Origin of the sequence: Vibrio sp. SCSIO 43137, assembly GCF_028201475.1 — a bacterium.
Classification (GTDB): domain Bacteria; phylum Pseudomonadota; class Gammaproteobacteria; order Enterobacterales; family Vibrionaceae; genus Vibrio.
The window spans coordinates 474755-495043 of the sequence record NZ_CP116384.1; the positions used below are offsets into that span (position 1 = coordinate 474755).

At 45.7% G+C, this 20289-nt stretch carries 21 protein-coding genes and 2 pseudogenes; 17 read left to right on the plus strand and 6 right to left on the minus strand.

Annotation, left to right across the window (positions count from 1 at the left end):
- The first annotated feature begins 221 nt into the window (after positions 1 to 221).
- From PK654_RS17945 to PK654_RS17955, 3 genes and pseudogenes are all read left to right on the plus strand, one after another.
- Positions 222 to 533: a hypothetical protein gene (locus PK654_RS17945; protein ID WP_271700441.1), complete on the plus strand. Its 312-nt coding sequence runs from the start codon at positions 222 to 224 to the stop codon at positions 531 to 533.
- Between the two features lie 102 nt (positions 534 to 635).
- Positions 636 to 1540, plus strand: a pseudogene (locus PK654_RS17950) (DMT family transporter).
- Between the two features lie 418 nt (positions 1541 to 1958).
- On the plus strand, positions 1959 to 2222 hold the full coding sequence (locus tag PK654_RS17955) for a hypothetical protein (protein ID WP_271700442.1): 264 nt from the start codon (positions 1959 to 1961) through the stop codon (positions 2220 to 2222).
- Here PK654_RS17955 and PK654_RS17960 read toward each other — a convergent pair.
- Positions 2161 to 3534 (minus strand): IS4 family transposase, encoded by a 1374-nt coding sequence (locus PK654_RS17960; protein ID WP_271695076.1) that lies wholly within the window; start codon positions 3532 to 3534, stop codon positions 2161 to 2163. The genes PK654_RS17955 and PK654_RS17960 overlap by 62 nt on opposite strands.
- Positions 3535 to 3654: 120 nt before the next feature.
- On the opposite strand from PK654_RS17960, the gene PK654_RS23055 reads away from it, so the two are divergent.
- The 6 genes and pseudogenes from PK654_RS23055 (at position 3655) to PK654_RS17980 (ending at position 9225) form a co-directional block, all read left to right on the plus strand.
- Complete coding sequence (locus tag PK654_RS23055) at positions 3655 to 3843, plus strand: hypothetical protein (protein ID WP_443088762.1); 189 nt, start codon at positions 3655 to 3657, stop codon at positions 3841 to 3843.
- 33 nt (positions 3844 to 3876) lie between these two features.
- Positions 3877 to 4131 (plus strand): annotated as a pseudogene (locus tag PK654_RS23060) (methyl-accepting chemotaxis protein); the annotation flags it as partial.
- Positions 4132 to 4170: 39 nt separating this feature from the next.
- Positions 4171 to 4560, plus strand: coding sequence for a CZB domain-containing protein (locus PK654_RS23065; RefSeq protein ID WP_443088764.1), 390 nt, complete (start codon positions 4171 to 4173; stop codon positions 4558 to 4560).
- 139 nt (positions 4561 to 4699) lie between these two features.
- The gene (norR, locus tag PK654_RS17970; RefSeq protein WP_271700443.1) at positions 4700 to 6247 is read left to right on the plus strand and encodes a nitric oxide reductase transcriptional regulator NorR; all 1548 of its coding nucleotides are present in this window, start codon (positions 4700 to 4702) and stop codon (positions 6245 to 6247) included.
- Positions 6248 to 6446: 199 nt separating this feature from the next.
- Entirely contained in the window at positions 6447 to 8108 is a 1662-nt protein-coding gene (gene hcp / locus PK654_RS17975; protein ID WP_271700444.1) for a hydroxylamine reductase, read from the plus strand.
- Positions 8109 to 8181: 73 nt separating this feature from the next.
- Positions 8182 to 9225: a hybrid-cluster NAD(P)-dependent oxidoreductase gene (locus PK654_RS17980; protein ID WP_271700445.1), complete on the plus strand. Its 1044-nt coding sequence runs from the start codon at positions 8182 to 8184 to the stop codon at positions 9223 to 9225.
- 80 nt (positions 9226 to 9305) lie between these two features.
- Here the strand turns inward: PK654_RS17980 and PK654_RS17985 are convergent, their stop codons facing one another.
- From PK654_RS17985 to PK654_RS17995, 3 genes are all read right to left on the minus strand, one after another.
- On the minus strand, positions 9306 to 9677 hold the full coding sequence (locus tag PK654_RS17985) for a hypothetical protein (RefSeq protein WP_271700446.1): 372 nt from the start codon (positions 9675 to 9677) through the stop codon (positions 9306 to 9308).
- 70 nt (positions 9678 to 9747) lie between these two features.
- Complete coding sequence (locus PK654_RS17990) at positions 9748 to 10707, minus strand: DMT family transporter (RefSeq protein ID WP_271700447.1); 960 nt, start codon at positions 10705 to 10707, stop codon at positions 9748 to 9750.
- A gap of 90 nt (positions 10708 to 10797) precedes the next feature.
- Positions 10798 to 11535: an AraC family transcriptional regulator gene (locus PK654_RS17995; protein WP_271700448.1), complete on the minus strand. Its 738-nt coding sequence runs from the start codon at positions 11533 to 11535 to the stop codon at positions 10798 to 10800.
- 194 nt (positions 11536 to 11729) lie between these two features.
- Between PK654_RS17995 and PK654_RS18000 the strand changes: the two genes are divergently transcribed.
- The 6 genes from PK654_RS18000 (at position 11730) to PK654_RS18025 (ending at position 17244) form a co-directional block, all read left to right on the plus strand.
- Positions 11730 to 12659, plus strand: coding sequence for an alpha/beta fold hydrolase (locus PK654_RS18000; protein WP_271700449.1), 930 nt, complete (start codon positions 11730 to 11732; stop codon positions 12657 to 12659).
- A gap of 142 nt (positions 12660 to 12801) precedes the next feature.
- On the plus strand, positions 12802 to 13707 hold the full coding sequence (locus PK654_RS18005) for a DnaJ C-terminal domain-containing protein (protein ID WP_271700450.1): 906 nt from the start codon (positions 12802 to 12804) through the stop codon (positions 13705 to 13707).
- Positions 13708 to 13777: 70 nt separating this feature from the next.
- Positions 13778 to 15004 (plus strand): EAL and HDOD domain-containing protein, encoded by a 1227-nt coding sequence (locus PK654_RS18010; RefSeq protein ID WP_271700451.1) that lies wholly within the window; start codon positions 13778 to 13780, stop codon positions 15002 to 15004.
- Between the two features lie 88 nt (positions 15005 to 15092).
- On the plus strand, positions 15093 to 16061 hold the full coding sequence (locus tag PK654_RS18015; RefSeq protein WP_271700452.1) for a nucleoside hydrolase: 969 nt from the start codon (positions 15093 to 15095) through the stop codon (positions 16059 to 16061).
- Between the two features lie 154 nt (positions 16062 to 16215).
- Entirely contained in the window at positions 16216 to 16491 is a 276-nt protein-coding gene (locus PK654_RS18020) for a nitrogenase-stabilizing/protective protein NifW (protein WP_271700453.1), read from the plus strand.
- Positions 16492 to 16719: 228 nt separating this feature from the next.
- Positions 16720 to 17244, plus strand: a complete 525-nt coding sequence (locus PK654_RS18025) for a prepilin-type N-terminal cleavage/methylation domain-containing protein (RefSeq protein WP_271700454.1) — start codon at positions 16720 to 16722, stop codon at positions 17242 to 17244.
- 74 nt (positions 17245 to 17318) lie between these two features.
- Here the strand turns inward: PK654_RS18025 and PK654_RS18030 are convergent, their stop codons facing one another.
- Positions 17319 to 18125 (minus strand): Cof-type HAD-IIB family hydrolase, encoded by an 807-nt coding sequence (locus PK654_RS18030; RefSeq protein ID WP_271700455.1) that lies wholly within the window; start codon positions 18123 to 18125, stop codon positions 17319 to 17321.
- Between the two features lie 73 nt (positions 18126 to 18198).
- The gene (locus PK654_RS18035) at positions 18199 to 19092 is read right to left on the minus strand and encodes a DMT family transporter (RefSeq protein ID WP_271700456.1); all 894 of its coding nucleotides are present in this window, start codon (positions 19090 to 19092) and stop codon (positions 18199 to 18201) included.
- A gap of 177 nt (positions 19093 to 19269) precedes the next feature.
- On the opposite strand from PK654_RS18035, the gene PK654_RS18040 reads away from it, so the two are divergent.
- Positions 19270 to 19464, plus strand: coding sequence for a YqaE/Pmp3 family membrane protein (locus PK654_RS18040; RefSeq protein ID WP_271700457.1), 195 nt, complete (start codon positions 19270 to 19272; stop codon positions 19462 to 19464).
- A 113-nt stretch (positions 19465 to 19577) separates the two neighbouring features.
- A complete protein-coding gene (locus PK654_RS18045) occupies positions 19578 to 20174 on the plus strand; it encodes a TetR/AcrR family transcriptional regulator (RefSeq protein ID WP_271700458.1) in 597 nt (198 codons plus the stop codon).
- Positions 20175 to 20289 lie beyond the last annotated feature (115 nt).

The following is a 20289-nucleotide window of genomic DNA, read 5'->3' on the forward strand; positions in this document are numbered from 1 at the left end:
GACTAGTGTGAAAACGACGTGTTACAGAAAAAAGTGATATTCGTACAAAGCTGACGTCTGGCTGAGATTTATTGAGTGCATTATCAAAAGGAATATTTGATATTAGGAATATATAAATTATCTATGCTTTGCTTCTAAGGATTTGGGTGCAATTTACCGTCCAGTTACACACCGGACACTCATAGAGACGGACATATGAGAATAGGTGATGGAGAGGCACTATGCTTAGTCACAAGTTAAACAACCTACTGAAACTGTATAAAACCGCCAGCCGGAATGAGAACCCCGCCGCTATTGAACACTGCTCGCAACAACTGAAAAAAGTACTGGAGAAGGTAGAAGGACGGCGTCTCGATCCTGTTTCACAGCTCTATCTCGACAGCCTCCATGAAGTTCATAATGGTTGCCTGTGTAATGCCGATGATCAAATTGAGTTAGCCATTGATGAAGATGCGGATTACTCCGAGCTAATGAAAGTAAGAAGCCGGGCGGAAGCGCTGGCTGAAGAGATGGCGAGCAGAAAACTTCACTAGTATAATAGGAGAAATTGAGAACTTCCCTTGCGTATTTAACAGTTTGGTTTATAAGTTTTTTCTTTTATCATAGCGGCATCTTTTTTACACAGTTTGGTTTTTATGTCGTCTCACTCTCCGTTGCAGGGTGCAAGCTGGATGTTAACCGCCGGTTTAGCCTTTGCTATTGTTAATAGCCTTGCTCAGTATCTGAGTATTCATTTTGGTTTAGCTTCTACAACCGTTGCACTGATCCAGTACGCCAGTACGCCATTGCGCTGGTGGTGATTCTTCCATATCTGAAGTCACTCGGTATCCGCCGCTCTCTTTCAACACGCCATCTTAAATGGCATATCTTTCGTATATTTTTGTCGGTAATCGGTATTCAGTTATGGATGTGGGCATTAGCTTATCCTGTACCTATCTGGCAGGGCATTGCGCTGCTGATGACCTCACCTCTGTTTGCCACATTGGGTTCAGGCCTGTTTCTGAAAGAGAAGGTGGGTTTCGCCCGTGGCGGCGCGACACTGGCCGGTTTTATCGGTGCTATGATCATTCTCGAGCCATGGGCAGATGACTTTAGCTGGGCAATTCTGCTGCCTGTCGGGGCGGCATTTTTCTGGGCTTGTTACTCTCTGATGGTGAAACGCCTCTCTTCCGATGACTCGCCTTCAACCATGGTGGTTTATCTTCTGCTGCTGATTACACCGTTTAATATTCTGCTGGCGCTGCCTGAATGGTCCCTGCCTCAGGGCGGAACGGTCTGGTTACTTCTTGTTGCTGCGGGCGCCATGACAGCACTGGCACAATGGGGCATCGTAAAGGCCTATTCTGTTGCCGATGCTTCCTTTGTTCAGCCATTTGATCATGCCAAGTTGCCCCTTAATGTTTTGCTCGGCTGGATGGTGTTTGGCTGGGTACCGCCGGGCAGGTTATGGCTGGGGGCATTTATTATTATCGCTGCCGTTGCCTTTATTACCCAGTGGGAAAGAAAAGCTCAGTTAAAACTACAACAGAGCACCAGTTAAATTAACTTTTGTTATTCTGGCTATTTATTGAACAGCAATGTTACCACTATTTGTTAATAGCCTGATTTGTTTTTAAACCTTAAAGAATAGATCCGTACTTACCACCTAAGGGAAGTGCGGATTTATTCTATTTGCCAACGATTTTCCTGAGTTTTCATCTATCTGCGCGCCTGCCATGCCAGACGGGTACGCTAAACATAACTTTTTGTTTTTCCATTTTATTCTGCTTTGTGACCGTGGTCATTAAATTCCGTAGAAACTGTGCAAATGTAAATAAAACATTATTGATTTGTATATTGGTTGCATATGTTTTTGTCACAATTCTTATATTAGAGAACCCAAATAGCTGCTCACAATATATTCAATGATATTTATATTATCTATACTTAATTTAGTTTCATATTCAGGAAGATTATGTATGTTGTTAGGTTCAGGAAAAATAAAAAAAGAAAACGAGACACTAAGGCAACAAATAGCTGAGCAAAAACAGAGCTATGAGGCAGAAATAGAGCTGCTGAACAGTGAAATTGCTACGAAACAGCAGCTTATTGATGAATCTAGTCAGCAGTGCAGTTTGGGTAATGATTTGATGAAAAGCCACCTTAAAGGCTGTCTCTTGATCACAAGTCCTGCTCAAGAGACAGAGCGAGTTCGTAGCCTTCAAGGATGGCTTGTAGTTTGAGCCATCCTTCCCAGAGCGTCTTAACTGACGCTCTTCCATTTCTTTTGCTGTCTTTCCAACCGCCAAGTCTTGCGAGGTGTTCATAAGCCCATTTTGCTGTTGGAACCTCCTTTGGAAGTGGTGTCTTTACTCTTTTCAGCCAAAGCAACTTCCATGCTCTTGAGGACAAGATTTTCTCACAACTAACGTCTTCGATTTGCTCATTGGCAAATTTCAATTGGAAAATTCTTACTGCTAAAAACGCATAAATTGTTGCTAACCTATCTAAGTTATCTTTACTTTGTAACCGAAGCTCTTCAACTCCTGTCCCTTCAGTTTTCCAGACCTTGTGATACTCCTCAATCAACCAGCGTTTTTCGTAGTAACCAATAATTTTTAATGCATCTTCTGCACTATTAACTGGCTCATTAGTTAAAATATGCCAATTGAGCCTCTTTTCTCCATCACCGATTTCGGAGCAGCCAACATAGTTGAGAGAAATAGGAGCTCCTTTTTTGTTTGAGGGTGTTTTTAAAGTCACTGCTGCATATTTTACATCCAGAGTGACTTCACGAGCTTTCCGGCCACCCCTTTGAGCTATTTGGATTTGACGTTGCTTCACACTTTGAAGTTCTGATGCAAAGTGATAAAGCTTGTCTGAGCCTTCTTCTATATGACGGCTCATCATCGACCGCACAACAAAACGTTGCTGATTCGCCATTTTATAAATGAGGTAATCGTAGATATCGGCCTCGCGATCGCAAACTGATATTACGTTAACCATCGAGGTACCTAAACGGGCTGCCATATTGCGTGATGCTCTTTCCCATTTATAACCTTCTTTTTCTTCATAAGGTCGTTTCAACCCCTTACGACGGATACCTCGAGTCTTGATATCTCTCGTCCATCGTTGTTGTTCAACTAACCCAATAACGTCGAGAGTTTCAGGAGCAAACAGCAAAATACTATGGGCAAACAACCCCCTATAACGATTACCTTGGTTTACATGTCCTAAGTCCGCTCTAATAGAGCGATGTTTGTAGCTTAAGGTAGTTGTATCTTCTAACGCGAGAAGGAGAGGGTAACGATGAACTTGATCTGCAGTTGCTTTAAAGCCTGCTTCGGCAATATCGTCTGATGAGACATTGTCGTTCCGAATAAATCGGTAAGCGCCCTCCATACTTGCTGGAGAATGAGATGATTTCACTACCGATTTACCTGGATGCTGAGCTAAGTCTGATGCCATTTTTACAAGTCTAGCCGTTCTTCTTGGGTCTCCAAGTTTAGCATGACCAAATTGCTCTTCAGCCCAATCACTATTGCTTTTAATCATCTCAAAACCCTCAACTAAGTCCGTTAAAGATCTGATCGTGAACCAAGAATTAAGTTCAAAAAAAATCCCTCACATTATGCGAGGGACTTCTGTATAAAAGACAGCCTTAAAGGTGGTGCCATGCTGCAGGCGATCAGAATCGGCCTTGCTTCCAGTGCGGAATCCCTTGCTGAAGAGAATGAGTCACTGCGGGAGCTGGATGAAATGTTTGGCCAGACTCATGATGCGCTCGGCCGTCTGGAAACACGCGCTGAAAAAATACAGCTACAGGCCAGTAGTAGTATGGATGCGGCGGTAGTGCTGGATTAAACGGCTTCGTCTATTAGTGATTTAGTCTCTACCATTCAGGAGATCTCTGATCAAACCAACCTGCTGGCCCTTAATGCGGCTATTGAAGCAGCGCGTGCAGGTGAGGCGGGGCGTGGCTTTGCTGTGGTTGCTGATGAAGTCCGTACGCTGGCGGGAAAAGCGCACGACGCAAGTACTCAGATAGAGTCACTGGTTAATCAGGTGATTTCTCAGGTTGGTTCAATAAAAGGCACGATTGAGGATAACCAGCATTGTGCCGAAGAAGTGTCCGCTTCATCATCTCAGATTGGTTCTGTTGTGAATGATGTTCTTAGCCGTTCAGAACATATGCAGGAAGTCATTCGTATCGCCTCAACCAGAGCGTTTCTCGATACGGTGAAACTGGATCATGCCGTATGGAAGAACTGTATTTATCAGCAACTGGAAGATAAAAACTTTGAGGCAGAGGTGAACAGCCATTCAGAGTGCCGGCTGGGTACCTGGTATTATAAGGGCGACGGTAAAGATAAGTTCAGCCATATGCGCAGTTTCTCTTCCCTTGAATCTCCCCACAAGATGGTGCATGACTTTGGCAGGGCGGCGATGAACTCGGGCAAGCAGATGAACCTTGATAAGATCGTAGATTCAGTTAACTCTATGGAGAACTCCAGTGAAGAGGTGGTTCATCAGCTAGACAGGTTGATGGATGAGATCGTGGAAACGGGTGTCCGTTCCTAGCTTAACCAACTCAAGAGTTTGAAGCTTTCGACATATCTTTAATCTTGTCGCTGATTTGCTGTTAATCCACCGGACATAGTGATGTCATATAAACATCACTATGTTATCTTTACGCCTCTTCAGGTTGTTGAGACGTATTATGACCCCTTCTTTAGAGAAAGTGCTGCTTCAGATAGCACTGGATTTGACCTCTGAATTACCCAAAGGCCAGCATTATCAAAAACTGATTGATGCGGTAAATAAAGTATTGCCTTGTGATGCCAGCGCCTTGTTTGTTCTGGATAAAAATAACTTTCTGGTGCCGGTTGCTGTCAGCGGCCTTTCCACTTCGGTACTTGGCCGCAAGTTTGATCCTAAAGAGCACCCCAGGCTGAAAAAAATCCTCTCCAGCAGAAAGCCGGTTCGCTTCTCAGCTGACTCTAAACTTCCTGATCCTTTTGACGGATTGCTGTCCGGCGCTCCGCAAGAGACCATTGATGTGCATGACTGTATGGGCTGCAGCCTGTATGTGGAGGAGAAGCAGGTTGGCTTGCTGACCCTTGATGCCCTGAATACCGGTGCTTTCGATAAAACCGATGCCATTGTGATAGAGACTTTTGCAGCGATGACGGCGGCAACCCTGAGAAATATTACTCTGTTTGAGGCGTTGCAGGAGTCTAACCGTCAGCAAAAATCCATTAACCAGTTACTGATTGAGCAGGCTCGGCATAAGCAGGGTGAATTGGTCGGCCTTAGTCCGCAAATGCAATCCCTGAAAGAGAGCATCGGCATGGTGGCGCAATCGAACTATGCGGTATTGATTAGTGGTGAGACAGGGACCGGCAAAGAGTTGGTGGCTCACGCTCTGCATGAGCAGTCATCCCGCAGCGATAAACCCATGGTTTACGTGAACTGCGCGGCGTTGCCGGAATCCATAGCCGAGAGTGAGCTATTTGGTCATGTTAAAGGCGCCTTTACCGGTGCCGTAAGTAACCGGGCCGGTAAGTTTGAGATGGCGGATGGCGGAACCATTTTCCTTGATGAGATCGGTGAGCTGCCACTGTTATTGCAGGCAAAACTACTGAGGGTGATACAGCAGGGCGAAGTTCAGAGAGTAGGTGCAGACAGAAACTTGCAGGTGGATGTCAGAATTATTGCTGCTACTAACCGGGATCTTCATGAAGAGGTGTCACTGGGCAATTTCCGCGCTGATCTGTTTCACCGCTTAAACGTGTTCCCAATCTATATTCCGCCACTAAGAGAGCGCGAGGGAGATATTCCTGTACTGGCCGGTTATTTGCTGGATAAAGTACGTAGCCAGTTTAAGGTGCCTAACCTCTATATCCATCCTGAATCCCTGTGCCGGATGGAAAAGATGGAGTGGAAAGGCAATGTTCGGGAGCTGGAACACACTTTAATGCGAATCAGCCTGAAAGCGATTCAGCAAGGGGAGCATGTGATTCATTTTGACCACTCTGAGCCGCAAATCAGCCCGCAGAAGAGTGGAACGGGCAGTGCTTTCTTTACTTCTGAACCAACACCTATGCGTGAATCTGTAGAAGCGTTCCAGAAACAGCTTATCGAACATGCTCTTCAGCAGTGTGATGGTGTATGGGCGAAAGCAGCTCAGTTTCTGCAACTGGACAGAGGTAATCTGTACCGCATGGGGAAAAAGCTGGGTGTGGATGCAAAATCAGTGGTTAACTAAGGTTTGTTGCTCGCAACACATCAAGGATGTGTAATTCACAACAGTGATGATGTTTTAAATACATCGGTCAAGGCGAACTGAAATAAAAAATGCAATAAAAACAACAAGATAAAATTGGCATGCATTGTGCTATTAAGCTGCGGAATTAAAAACTATTGGCAAAGTACCAATAAAAAATAATTAACTGGAGCTTAAAACTATGTTCTGTATTCAATGCGAGCAAACTATTTCAACACCTGCCGGTAAAGGCTGTGCTTACACTCAGGGTATGTGTGGCAAAACGGCTGAAGTGTCTGACCTTCAAGACGTACTGGTATACTCTCTGCAAGGGGTATCTTTCTGGGCTAACCTTGGACGCGCGGTAGGTGTGATTGATTCTGAGGTTGATCAGTGGGCTCCTAAAGCATTCTTCTCAACACTGACCAATGTTAACTTTGATCCTGAGCGCGTTTCTGAGTTCGCCCTTCAGTCTCAGGCATACAAAATGAAGCTTTCACAACAAGTTAAAGCAGCTGCACTGGTAGCGGGTTATGAACTGCCTGAACTCTCTCCGGCTGCTGCTTTTGATCTTCCTTCTGATGCTGAAGAGCTGCTGGCTCTTGCTCCTCAGGCTGCGGTTAACCGTGGTGCTGACAGCCTGCATGAAGATGTAATCGGTCTGCGCCTGCTTTGCCTGTATGGCCTGAAAGGTGCTGCTGCCTACCTTGAGCATGCCCGTGTGCTTTCTCAGACTGATGAAGCGGTTTACGGCGAGTACCACAAAATCATGTCATGGCTTGGTACTGATCCTACTGAGCTTCAGGAGCTGCTACAGACTTCAATGCAGATCGGCCTGATGAACTACCGCATTATGGAGATGCTGGACAAAGGTGAAACGGACACCTTTGGTCACCCTGAGCCTTCACAAGTTAATGTGAAAACCGTGAAAGGCAAATGTATTCTGGTTTCCGGTCACGATCTTCATGACCTTGAGAAAATCCTTCAGCAGACAGAAGGTAAAGGCATCAACGTTTACACCAACGGTGAAATGCTTCCTGCCCACTCTTACCCTGAGCTGAAGAAGTATCCGCACCTTGTAGGTAACTACGGCAGCGCATGGCAGAACCAGCAGAAAGAGTTTGCTAACTTCCCGGGTGCAATCGTTATGACCTCTAACTGCCTGCTTAACCCGAACGTAGGTCAGTACGCTGACCGTCTGTTTACCCGCAGCATCGTAGGCTGGCCGGGTGTGGCACACGTAGAAGGTGATGATTTCAGCGCTGTTATCGATTGTGCACTGGCACAAGAAGGCTTCCAGCACGACGAAATCGAGCAGATGATCACTGTCGGCTTTGGCCGTAACGCACTGATGGCTGCTGCACCGGCGGTAGTTGAGCAAGTGAAAGAGGGCAATATTAAGCACTTCTTCCTTGTGGGTGGTTGTGACGGTGATAAAGCTGAGCGTAGCTACTACACAGACTTTACTGCACAGGCTCCGGAAGACAGCGTAATCCTGACCCTTGCTTGTGGTAAGTTCCGCTTTAACAAGAACCAGTTCGGCGATATCAACGGTATTCCTCGTCTGCTGGATGTTGGTCAGTGTAACGACGCTTACTCTGCTATTCAGCTTGCTCTGGCACTGGCGAAAGAGTTTGATTGTGACATCAACGAACTTCCGCTGACACTGGTACTGTCATGGTTCGAGCAGAAAGCGATTGTTATCCTGCTGACGCTTCTGGCTCTTGGTGTTAAAGGTATCTACACAGGTCCTACGGCTCCGGCCTTCCTGACAGATAACCTGATGGCGATTCTTGAGAAAGAGTTCGACATGCGCGGTATCTCAACAGTTGAAGAAGATCTGAAAACCATTCTGGCTGCTTAATCGCACCTTATGTTCCCGGTAATGTGAAAGCGTTGCCGGGATTTTCTGTTTTTATAATTTAAGGATGTTGAGCATGTTAGCCTGGACACATTCAGACACCATCGAACTTATCTGCAAAGACAAATGGAACGAAACGCCGGACAGCGTCAGCTTTACACTAGGCTGTGCTGATAGCGGATTGACGTTTGATTTTAAACCGGGACAGTTTGTGACCCTTGGTTTTACCTTTGCTGACAGTGTTGAGTACCGTGCGTATTCAATCAGTTCATTGCCCAATACGGCTGATCTGCAGTTTACCGTTAAGCGCGTTGAGGGTGGTCTGGTTTCAAACTATATCCTTGATAACCTTCAGGCAGGAGAAAGGGTAACCGCCCTGAAACCGGCCGGTAACTTTAATTGCATTGACTGTGTTCCTGCCAAAAAGGTAACTATGGTGAGCGCAGGGTGTGGTATTACCCCTGTGGCTTCAATGGTGAAATTCTGGCTGGAACAGGGTGTGGATATTGATATCGACTTTATCCATATGGCCAGAGACAAAGCCAACACCATCTACTTCTCTGAGCTGGAAGCGCTGGCTGAGAAACACGAAAACTTCCGTTTTAAACTGTTGCTGAAAGACAACAGTGGTACCGATTATCCGCAGGGCAGGCTGGACAAAAGCTGGCTGACAGAGCTGAGCCCGGATATTGCTGAGCGTACGGTTTATCTTTGCGGACCTGTCGGCTTTATGCAGGATGTACGCAGTTATCTTTCTGAACTTGAGTTTGATATGGCCAACTTCTTTGAAGAGAGCTTTTCACCGGAACAAGAGCAGCAAAGCAGCAATGAAGCTGACGCGGCTGATGCCGGTGGTGCGGTGTGCGTAACGGTTCCTGCCTTTGGCGCCAGTGTAGAAGCGGAAAAAGGCTCAATGCTGATCGATGCTCTGGAAAAAGGCGGAGTACCGGTGATTGCGGCGTGTCGCAGCGGGATTTGTGGCTCTTGCAAATGCAAAGTGAAAGTCGGTGAGATTGAACGAACCAGCCTCGAAACCCTGACTGAGCAAGAGATTGAAGACGGCTTTGTACTGGCTTGTTCCTGTAAAGTTAACTCAGATGTGGAAGTAAGCCTGAACTGATAGCAGCAGCTTCAAATCACTAAATAGCAGAACGGCCTCGTTATGAGGCCGTTCTTATACGTCGAAATTTGTCCGGTGGGTTAGTTCATTTTATTAGCACAGATTTCAAGTTCATCTCTCGATAGATTAAACACACTGACCGATCTACTTTCATAACACTCCGCAAAGGGCGCCATATCTTGCTCGCCAATATTCTTACCAAACTTCTGCGGTGTCAGCTTCCAGCATTGATCAAATGTTTCTATCAAAATATTTCGCGTTTCACCTTCACTTTTTCCGACGCAAGATGAAAGTTTTGCGATAGCCGGATCATTTTCCAGTTGTGTTTTTAGCATGGAGTAGACCTGTTCTTTACTCATCGAGGGCAGAGTTATTTGTTCGCCGTATACCCACGGACTGACCGCAAATACCAAACCTATAAGCAGTGATATCCTTTTGATTAACCTAGCCAATTCAAACCTCCGTTGTTTTGTCTGTTTTAAAAGCGTATTAGCAGATTGGCGAACGTCAAGGCTGAGAGAGTTAATTTGCCGGAAAATGTGGCATACCTTTCCTTGCTGAAGATAGCCGGGAGTGGTGTCTACCTGTCTGAAAGTCCGGGCTGGACAGAACAAGCAGAACCAGACTGAGCATAATCAGCAGGAGGCCGCTCCAGCCGGACAGACTGAGTACTTCACCAAGTACAAACAGTGACAGCAAAGTGGCGACCACAGGCTCAAGCAGGGTTAACGTGGTGACATAGCTGGCAGGGATACGCGCCAGAGCAAAGCCAAATAGCAGATAACCGCCCAGCATAGGAAACACGGCCAGATATAAAGCAACAGACAGGTTAGTGACTGACTCTGCCAATGGTGCTCCATACCAAAACAATAGAGGTAAGAGCAGACAACTTGCTAAACCAAACAGTGAGCCCATGACTACTCTGGATGGAATCTCAGCCCCGATTAACTTTCTTGCTCCCCACGAATAAAAGGCATAGGTTGCTCCGGCGATAAGACCTAAAACTATGCCTAAAAGACTCTCGCTATGAGTTGATAGCTGTCCTTTTGATAGCGTAAGTAGTGTGATACCGGACAGGCCTAATCCGCAGGCGAATATCCAGCATTTACCCAGAGGCTTATTATCCAGAATTCTTTCAATAAGGGCGGTCAGAATGGGGGCTGAACCAATGGAAACTATGGTGCCAATGGCGACTCCGGCAAAGTGCATTGAGGAGTAAAACGCCAGAGGGTATAGAGTTATGCATAGTGTGCTGAGGGCTATCAGGCCTTTATTTTCTATTAACACTGGCAGGTAGTAGCGATAAAGGGAGAAGGAGAACAGACATAGTAACAGCCCGCCACCACCGGTTGTTGCTGCACCGATTGCCAGCGGTGAAACACCCTCTGCAAAGCTGGCTGCTGTGCCTGTGGTTCCCCATAATACCGATGCTAAAAGAACCGCAATACTACCCTGTGAGTGCTTAGTTAAATAGGTCATCATCTGATCCAAAAAAGAAGTTTATGGACAGATATGCTAATGGGTTTAAACGAAGTTACTTTGCAGAAAAGACACTTTTTATGTCTGGTCAGACTAAATTTGTGCGGAAGACTTTCTGAAGGATTTAGGTGATTGACCAAAATAGCCGGAGAAGCGCCGGCTGAATGCCGAGAAATCGCTGTAACCGACCTGTTCTGCAATAATCTGCAGCGGCGTATCCGTATAGACCAGCAGAGCCTTGGCTTTTTCCATCCGTTGCTGAGTGATGTATTTTTGACATGGCAGACCGGTGTTCTGGCTGAACAGTTTTTTAAACTGAGTGGGGCTTAAACAGGCGGTTTTTGCCAGACTCTCAATAGAGTGAGGCAGGGAGATGTCGTACTGAATTTGCTGAATCACCTTCTCAATACGGCTGTCTTTCTGTTTGCCGGTGAGCTGTTGCTGAAGCAGGGAGTCGAATAAGTTGAGATAGTTCTGTTCAATAGCAGCACTTGTTTGGCTGGACAACTGACAGTCAATATAGTGCATAAAGGCTTTAAATGGTTCCGTCAGGGAAAAGTTAATTTCAGCTGTTTCTGACAAACATTGCGGCAAACTGGTGAGATCAGCCACGACAAAACGGGCAGCTTGGTGGGCACTAAAGCAGTGGTTCCATCCTGCTTTTATTACTACACAGTCTCCGACACTAACCACGCCACTGTAACTGACATCATTACCGCGGCTGACTTCTATCTCAATAGAACCCTGAACCGGAAACACCAACTGGTGGTAGTTGTGTGAATGGGTTTTTGACTGAAGGGTGTAACTACGAACCGAAAGCCTGTTTTGCATCAACAACCTACTAACTTAAGTAAGACCTTAATCAGTATCCGGACTCCGGCTACAGAATTCAACCTTAACAGCAGCAAAGGGTTAAAGTAGTGCTAGTTGCGTAGATTAACAAGTTGTTTACATTTTCCTGTTTGTTTGAGAGCATAAAACTCACTGGTAGAACCAGTGTAAAAACATAACAACGGAATGTAAGCATGCAACTAAATCATAAGTCGCACTATATTGATGTCGACAACCATAAACTCCATCTGCGCCGCATATGGCAAAAAGAGAATGCGCCAGTGGTGGTGATGTTTCACGGTGTAATTGAGGATGGGGCAATTTTCTATAAGGATGACAGAAAAGGCCTTGCTAACTTTCTGGCGCGAAATGGCTTTGATGTCTATGTGGTCGATTTCAGGGGAAAGGGAGGCAGTCGTCCTCTGATTCAGCAGGATAGTAATCATGACCAATATGACGTGATTGCCAGAGATATTCCTTCCGTTATGCGCTATATCTGCTCTGTCAGCCAGCAACCTTTGCATGTGGTTTGTCATTCATGGGGTGGAGTGCTTTTTTCTGCCGCTTATATCCGCGCTAAAGGATACGATAACCGGATTGCCTCTATTGTCTGCTTCGGAACTAAACGCAGGGTAGCGGTGTGGAACCGGGACAGGCTACTCAAGGTAAGCTTGTTCTGGAATAATCTGGCCCCCTTACTTGCAACCAGAAAGGGTTATCTGGATGCAAAATACTACCGGATTGGTGCGGCACCTGAGACCAAGAAGTTTATTCAACAAAGTGTTCACTGGGTGAAAAAACGTGAGTGGAGAGATCCGTCCGATAACTACAACTACACTAAGGAAACAAAAAAGGTAAGCTGGCCGCCGACATGGTATCTGACCGGAGTAAACGACCACAGTCTCGGCCACGCTGACGATGTTTACCGTTTTCTGAAAGAAACTCAGCACCCGGATGGAAGGTTTACCTTGTTATCGAAACAGAACGGCAATCTGGTGGACTATGACCATATCAATATCCTTACTCACAAACTGGCCGAGCAGGACCATTTCTTATCGGTACTGGAGTGGCTGAAACAGCACTCGCAAACAGCTACGACTGACAGTCAGGCAGTAACACTGTAATAGCTCCGCCATCTGTTTCTGATCCCGTTGCGGGTTCATTTGGCTACAAAAAGAAACAGTTGAGTTATAAGCATAAATCCATACACTTCTACAGCAGAAAGAGGCGAGCATTTCCTCACAGAAGATTGAGTAAGGTAACAGAATGTCGAAACGCGACTATTACAGCGTACTTGGCGTCTCAAAAGGGGCGTCAGAAAGAGAAATTAAAAAGGCCTATAAAAAGCTGGCAATGAAGTACCACCCTGATAAAAACCCGGGTGATCAGGCTGCAGAAGCGGCCTTTAAAGAGACCAAAGAAGCCTATGAGGCTTTATCTGATGCCGACAAGCGTCGTCAGTATGATCAGTTTGGTCATGCAGCCTTTGAAAATGGTGGTTTTGGCGGACAAGGGCGCTCGCAAGGGTTCGGTGGTGGTTTTGAAGATATCTTCGGCGATGCGTTCCGTCAGCGTGGTCAGGGTTTCGGTGGTTCAGGCTTTGGTGGTTTTGAAGATATGTTCTCTCAGGGACGCAGTCGTCAGCCCCGCCCGCAGAAAGGGCAGGACTTTGAATTTCCGTTAACAGTTGATTTCGCTGATGCTATTCAGGGTGCAGAAAAAGTGGTTGAGCTGCCGATTAATGGTCAGCAGAAAAAAATCAATGTTAAGATCCCTCGTGGCATTAAAGAGGGTGAAAAAATCCGTTTTACCGGTAAAGGTGGTGCCGGTACTCACGGCGGGCCAGCCGGTGATATGTATATAAAAATCGCGATTCGCTCTCACGCCTATATGGAGAGGGAAGAGAACGACTTAATCTGCAACGCCGAAGTCGATATGGTGACTGCAGCACTGGGTGGTGAGCTGGAAGTAGAAACGCTGGAGAACCGTTTTAAACTTAAAATTCCGGCCGGTACTCAGAATGGCCGTAAGTTTAAGATGACAGGTAAAGGAGTGGTAAGCCGTAAGGGGGAAACTGGTGACCTGCTGATTAAAATTAAGGTGCTGACACCGACCAACCTGACAGAGCAGCAGAAAGAGCTGCTGACTCGTTTCAGGGAGACCCTGACTTAAACACGGTTTTTTAATCTGTATAAATGGCGTAATATGAGTATAGTTCCTTAATTTCATCTGAAGGCTGAACATGAAATACGCCTATTTTGCCCGCCAGCCGATCATGGATAGCGAAAAACGGACGGTGGGCTATGAGCTTCTTTTTCGCAATAGCCAGAGAAATGTATTTCCTGATGTTGATGGCGAGTATGCCACTCACCTTCTGCTTTCTAACTATTTTCTTGGCAGCGGCCCTAACCTTTTAGGGAACAAACTGGGGGCGGTAAACTTCCCTTACCAGAGTTTGCTGGACCGAATCCCGACCATGTTTCCCAGTGACTCTCTGATGATCGATATTCTGGAAGATTGTCCGCCCACTGGTGAGTTGCTGGAGGCCGTACGGGAGCTTTCCGACCGGGGCTATAAAATCGCACTCGATAACTTTATCCCCAACAAAGCGTGGAAGGAGTTTCTTCCCCATATCCATCTGATCCGTTTTGATATTCATAAAACTCCTGTCAGTAAGGCGGCTCCTTTTATTAACCTGCTGCGCGGAACCAAAATTAAATTTCTGGCAGAGAAAGTAGAAACTTACGAAGAGTTTGTCAGAGCAAAGCGGGCTGGCTTTAAATTTTTTCAGGGCTACTTTTTCCGTAAACCGGAAATGATTCAGCAAAAGGAGATTCAGGCTTCATTCTTCACTGTGGTCCAGCTATGTAAAGCCATTGCTAAAAAAGAGGTGGACTACGAGGAAGTGGAAAATATCATTACCGCGGATGTGACACTTTCATACAAGTTGCTCAGATACGTTAACTCAACCAGCACCATTACCACGGAAGTAAAATCCTTCCGTCAGGCTCTGGCCTATCTCGGGGAGGAGCGGTTAAGAAGGTTTGTCTCCCTTGTGGCTATCTCTACGGTAAAAGGTGATAAACCCGATTCGCTTTACAGCCTGTCGCTACAGAGAGCTAAGTTCTGTGAGTTAATCTGCGAAACTCTGGCAAAAAACAATATGACCAGTCAGGCGTTTTTGGTCGGGTTATTCTCTCTGCTTGATTCACTCCTGGATCAGTCCCTTGAGGATATTATGGCCTCAGTTCCTGTTGAGAAAGAGGTTAAACAGGCGCTACTGGAACGGCAAGGTTTTCTGGGGGATATTCTTTCGCTGGTGGTCAGTTATGAGTGCGCTGAGTGGGAAGAGGTGGATATTCTGGCCGAGAAGCTTGGGCTGATAGCTGCCATCACGGCGCAAAGCTATGAAGATTCCGTACTCTGGGTTGAAGAGTTGCTAAGCGATATACAGGTTATTCTGAAATAGCAGGGTTTTATCTTTAGCGTTTGGTCACGTTTATTTTCTGTCAATCTGGGTAAGGTAACCCTCCCTTTCGTTTGATCAGAAAACCCCTATGACTAAAAAAATCATTCTGGATACGGATCCGGGTATCGATGACGCAATGGCCATTATTTTTGCTGAAGCCCACCCGGAAATTGAGTTAATGGCCATTACCACTGTGTACGGTAATGCCACCATAGACAATGCTACTCACAACGCCCTCTATCTGAAGCAGAAATACAATATGCAGGCAGATGTCGCAAAGGGAACGGATAAGCCTTTAGTACGCCCGCCGGTAGGCGCTACGGTAGTGGTGCATGGTGAAGCTGGTTTCGGCGATGTAAAAGCTCCGGAATCTCTGGAGGTAACGGCAGATCCCAGACCTGCTTATCAATATATTATCGACAGTGTCAGGGCAGAACCGGGAGAGATTACTCTGGTTGCCGTAGGGCCTCTGACCAATCTGGCTCTGGCTCTTGAAGCCGATCCAGAGATCGTTAATCTGGTTAAAGAGGTGGTCATTATGGGGGGAGCCTTTGGTGAGAATGACCATAGAGGTAACGTTACCCCGTATGCTGAAGCGAACATTCACGACGACCCTCATGCGGCTGACAAGGTGTTCACCGCTTCATGGCCGGTTGTTATTATCGGGCTGGATGTTACGGAAGAGAGCTTCTTTACCAGCCAGTACCTGGACGAGCTGCGTGATGATGCCGGAGAAGTAGGGCAGTTTATCTGGGATGTCAGCCGTTACTATCTGAAATTCTACTCTGAAAAAGTCGGTATGGACGGTTGTCACGTTCATGATCCTTCAGCTATTGCCTATGTTATTGACCCGTCTCTGTTTACCCTGCGAAGCGGTGCAGTAAGAGTGGTGACTGACGGTCCGGCAGAAGGTCACACCATGCAAAAAATAGATAAGCGTGGTTATATGCATGATGAGTGGAGTGTTTATCCCGCTCAAAATGTCGGTGTTAAGGTGGATAGTGACACCTTATTATCCCTCTATCGTGAAACCATCATTGACTATTCGAAAAAATAGTCGCTTATTTCTCTTAAAGGCAGCTTACAAACAGGCTGCCTTTTTCATGGCCTGTCAGAAAAGTAAATCAGAGGCCGCGGCTGAGTTGAATTTGCCATAACCGCAAAGGATAAATCTGCTAAACTAACCCGGTTTTCGTTATGCGGGTTTTATTTTGAGTCAGACTGATATTTTGCAGAAAATTGCCAGCTTTACCTCTATTGAGCAGGCACTGGAATATTTTGAAATAGACTTTGATAGTAAGTTTATAGATGAATATCGACAGCCGCTCACTAAACGGTTTAACGGTTATCTGATTATGCAGAAACCGGACGACTGGTTTTCCGCCCGCCGTGCATTAAAAAATGCGTATTGCAAAATTCAACGTGGACGTCTGGACCCTCATTCCCGCTCTGCATGTTGTGGTTGTACTTCCTGTCAGCGTCGATAGAGTACGCTTTCATTGTTTTCAGATAGTTAAATATATTTATCATGAAATTTATTAATCAAACTGTCATCAGTGATTAAATTAATGAACGTTAGAATAACTAACAGATTAATAAATAAAATATACAAACAAAAGTAATGATTTATATAACAGTTTAATTTTATTGCATTGACCTTTGGTTATATTTTAATTAAATTGTTTCCGTTGTATTAAGTGGTCAGATGTTGTTGTATGAAGAGAAATGGTTTTACTCTTATAGAGTTAGTTGTCGTTATTGTTATTCTCGGGGTTCTGGCCGTTACCGCAGCACCGCGCTTCCTTAACCTACAGTCAGACGCAAGAAATGCGGCTTTAGAAGGGCTAAAAGGGGCACTCGAATCGGGACTTTCTCTCGGATACAGTGCATTGGCAATTAATGGCCTAGAGAATGAGTCCTACATTAATGCCGGTGGTAGCAACCCAACCACTATTCCTATCGATGGTTGCAGTACCCGTTGTATTTTCCGTTACGGTTACCCAGAATCAGACTGGTATACCCTCAGCGTTTTGGTCGATGGTATTAACAAAGATTATGAGCAAACTAAAGATTGGGGAATAACCAAGATTGGTGGTAGTGGCCCCTTGATTATTACCGATAAATCTAATCTGGTATATAACGGCAGCGTGCCAACCTTAGTAAATAACAACTGTTATGTTCGTTATACACAAGCCACTAGCAGTAATAGCTATTCACTGGATCTGGTTGCCTGTCCGTAAACCGTTATTTGATTTTTAAAGAAAACGGCCTTCAATGATGAAGGCCGTTTTTACATGGACTTTTGGGATTGGGGCTACTCTGTTTCAGACAATAGCTGGTTAATCACCTTAAGCACGCCTGATTCCCTGTTGGAAGGAGCGGCAAAGCGGGCATACTTTTTCACGCCTTTATGAGCGTTTTCCATTGCGTAAGAGTGGTAGCTCTCTTGCAGCATCTCCAGATCATTAAAGTAATCACCGAAACTCATGGTCTGTTCGAAAGTAAAACCGAGGCTGTTTTGCAGGTGCCTGATAGCAGCACCCTTAGAAGCATCGTGGCTCATTACATCCAGCCAGACTCTGGCGCTGACAACCACTTTATGATCATGACCAAACTCTTGATTGATGCCCGGATACATTAACTCTTCCGCACCATCAAAGTGACAGAGGGCAACTTTAATAAACTCATCCTCAACGGCCAGCAAATCCTCAACTGACTGACAGTTATGGTAGTACTTGCTGATTTCATCGATGGCCTGTTGCGATTCGGTCTCAATATAAGCGGATTTCTTTCCGCACAGAACGACATGGGAGCCGGGTATGTTGCGGGCTGTACGAATCACTGCATCGGTAGAGCTCTTTTTCATGGTGTTGCTATAAAGCTCTTCGCCTTTATACATCACCAGAGTGCCGTTTTCGGCCACAAACATCATGCGATCTTTGACTGGTGCAAAAGTTTCCAGCAGGCTGTAATACTGGCGGCCTGAAGCAGCGGCGAAGATGATATCTCTCTTCTCCAGCTGTGTAAAAATATCAAAAAAAGCCGGATCAAGGTTGCTGTTTTCGTCCAGCAAAGTGCCGTCCATATCGGCGGCAATAAACTTAATATCTCTGTTTGCCATTGTGGTCATACTCATCGATTAAATTTAAAAATAATTATCGCAGAGGCGAATAGCGCCTCTGCCCTGAATTTTGTCAGCGGTTAAACAGCCTGATTCTGTGTCCAAACAGGTTGACCAGTGCACCGGCAACAATCAGGGCTCCTCCTGCATAGGTCCATGCGGACGGTACTTCATTGAAGAAAGCGATACCCAGCAGGATTGAAAACACAATTTGTACATAAGAATAAGCAGAAGCTTTGCCGGCCGTTTGTGTCTGCATCGCCTTGGTTAAACCAATTTGCCCAACCTGAGTAAACAGGCCGATAAAAATCAGGAACAGGGTCAGGTGGAAGTCAGGCATAACAAAGTTATCGCCAATCAGTGCAAGGGAAACCGGAAGTGCCACCATAGGGAAATAGAAAATAATGACGGAAGAGTCTTCACTCTTACTCAGTTTTCTGACGATAACATAGGCGATAGCGCTGCCGAATGCCCCCAGAATAGCGACCAGTACACTCAGTAATGGCAGTGAAGAAGCAAGCTTCAGTGACATGGACGGGTAGACCATGGCGAACACGCCCAGCAGGCAGAGCAATATACAGATAACTGTAGAAAACTGTATTTTCTCTTTCAGGAAAAGCACTGCTAACAGGGAGGTAAATACCGGGTGGGTATACTGAAGAATAGTTGCCTCAGCTAACGGCAGGGTGGTTACCGCATAGTAAACACACATCAGGGCAATGGTGCCCATTACCCCTCGTAAAAACAGCAGTGGTTTATTGTTTCCCCAGATAGAAATTCGCTTTCTCTTTACGTCCAGATAACTGATGACAAGGGATACCAGCGCCCTTGCTGCCACGATTTCAAAGACAGGAATACCATACTGGCCGACGTATTTTACACAGGCCGTCATAAGCGCAAAACCAAGCGCAGATAAGATCATAAACCTTACCCCTGAAGGGAAAAGGTCGGAAAGAGAGTTGAGCATACCGGGTTCACAAAATTTCAGGATGGCTGACTTTACCACAAGTTTATTTTTACCCCCTAAAATATTTGACGTTATTCACAGTTTTTATTCTGCTGGATTTTGTTTTGACCGTCCGTGAATGTCGGGATATTATTTTCTTCTAACCATAATTACAGCCAACCTATAAAGGATATTCCATTGAGATTACTACTTGCTCTTCTTCTGCCTTGGTTTCAGTTTTTTACCATAGGCCGTCCGTTTGCCGGCATTATTTGTCTGGTACTCCAAATTACCCTGATTGGCTGGATTCCGGCTGCAATTTGGTCTGTCTATGCATTAAGCCAGTATAAAACCGATAAAAAGATCGAAAAGGCGCTGCAGGAAAAGGCTTAATTGCTTGTTGCTACTGCCGTTTAAGACTGAGAGAGGGGGGCCCTCTCTTTGTATTTTAGCCTTTAATTAAATAATTACTAGACGACTGGTCTATTTTGAATTAATCTAGCGCCATGAACAGACAAACAAATGCCACAAGACAACATATACTGGATACCGGTTATGAGCTAATCGTAGCGAAAGGCTTTACCGGAGTAGGCTTGTCTCAGTTACTTAAACATGCGGAAGTGCCGAAGGGCTCTTTCTACCATTACTTTAAATCTAAAGAGCAGTTTGGCGAGGCCATGATTGCCGATTACTTTGATAAGTATCAGCAAAGGCTCGGCGCGCTGTTCAGTGACAGCAACCTGACAGGAAAAGAGCGACTGCTGACCTACTGGCGTCGCTGGATAGAGTTAAACAATGGTACCTGCGGAGCTGAGCGCTGTCTGGTTGTTAAACTGGCGGCAGAAGTTTCTGATCTCTCTGAGTCAATGCGGATAGCACTGAACCGCGGAGCGGAGAACATTATCGGCCAGATCACTGATTGTATTGAGTCGGGTGTACAAGATGGTTCAGTCTCGGTATCTAATCCGGCAGAGACCGCTGTTGAACTCTATCAGCTCTGGCTTGGGGCAAGTGTGCTCTATAAATTAAGTAAAGATAGCAGCGGAATGGAAAAAACCTTGCTGAAGACAGAAGCAGTTCTATCCGGCAAAACAGACGACTAAACATACGACCTGTGAGAGGGGGTTCTTGCAGGTTTTTTTATAACCTGACACTAGACGACTGGTCTAATTGTTAAGGTCAAATTATTAAATTAATGCTGAAACAAGAGAGCGTTCA

Coding starts and splice junctions, on each gene's coding strand:
- PK654_RS17945 (WP_271700441.1), top strand. CDS start 222: ATGCTTAGTCACAAGTTAAACAACCTACTGAAACTGTATAAAACCGCC.
- PK654_RS17955 (WP_271700442.1), top strand. CDS start 1,959: ATGTTGTTAGGTTCAGGAAAAATAAAAAAAGAAAACGAGACACTAAGG.
- PK654_RS17960 (WP_271695076.1), bottom strand. CDS start 3,534: ATGATTAAAAGCAATAGTGATTGGGCTGAAGAGCAATTTGGTCATGCT.
- PK654_RS23055 (WP_443088762.1), top strand. CDS start 3,655: ATGCTGCAGGCGATCAGAATCGGCCTTGCTTCCAGTGCGGAATCCCTT.
- PK654_RS23065 (WP_443088764.1), top strand. CDS start 4,171: ATGCAGGAAGTCATTCGTATCGCCTCAACCAGAGCGTTTCTCGATACG.
- norR (WP_271700443.1), top strand. CDS start 4,700: ATGACCCCTTCTTTAGAGAAAGTGCTGCTTCAGATAGCACTGGATTTG.
- hcp (WP_271700444.1), top strand. CDS start 6,447: ATGTTCTGTATTCAATGCGAGCAAACTATTTCAACACCTGCCGGTAAA.
- PK654_RS17980 (WP_271700445.1), top strand. CDS start 8,182: ATGTTAGCCTGGACACATTCAGACACCATCGAACTTATCTGCAAAGAC.
- PK654_RS17990 (WP_271700447.1), bottom strand. CDS start 10,707: ATGATGACCTATTTAACTAAGCACTCACAGGGTAGTATTGCGGTTCTT.
- PK654_RS17995 (WP_271700448.1), bottom strand. CDS start 11,535: ATGCAAAACAGGCTTTCGGTTCGTAGTTACACCCTTCAGTCAAAAACC.
- PK654_RS18000 (WP_271700449.1), top strand. CDS start 11,730: ATGCAACTAAATCATAAGTCGCACTATATTGATGTCGACAACCATAAA.
- PK654_RS18005 (WP_271700450.1), top strand. CDS start 12,802: ATGTCGAAACGCGACTATTACAGCGTACTTGGCGTCTCAAAAGGGGCG.
- PK654_RS18010 (WP_271700451.1), top strand. CDS start 13,778: ATGAAATACGCCTATTTTGCCCGCCAGCCGATCATGGATAGCGAAAAA.
- PK654_RS18015 (WP_271700452.1), top strand. CDS start 15,093: ATGACTAAAAAAATCATTCTGGATACGGATCCGGGTATCGATGACGCA.
- PK654_RS18025 (WP_271700454.1), top strand. CDS start 16,720: ATGAAGAGAAATGGTTTTACTCTTATAGAGTTAGTTGTCGTTATTGTT.
- PK654_RS18030 (WP_271700455.1), bottom strand. CDS start 18,125: ATGGCAAACAGAGATATTAAGTTTATTGCCGCCGATATGGACGGCACT.
- PK654_RS18035 (WP_271700456.1), bottom strand. CDS start 19,092: ATGCTCAACTCTCTTTCCGACCTTTTCCCTTCAGGGGTAAGGTTTATG.
- PK654_RS18045 (WP_271700458.1), top strand. CDS start 19,578: ATGAACAGACAAACAAATGCCACAAGACAACATATACTGGATACCGGT.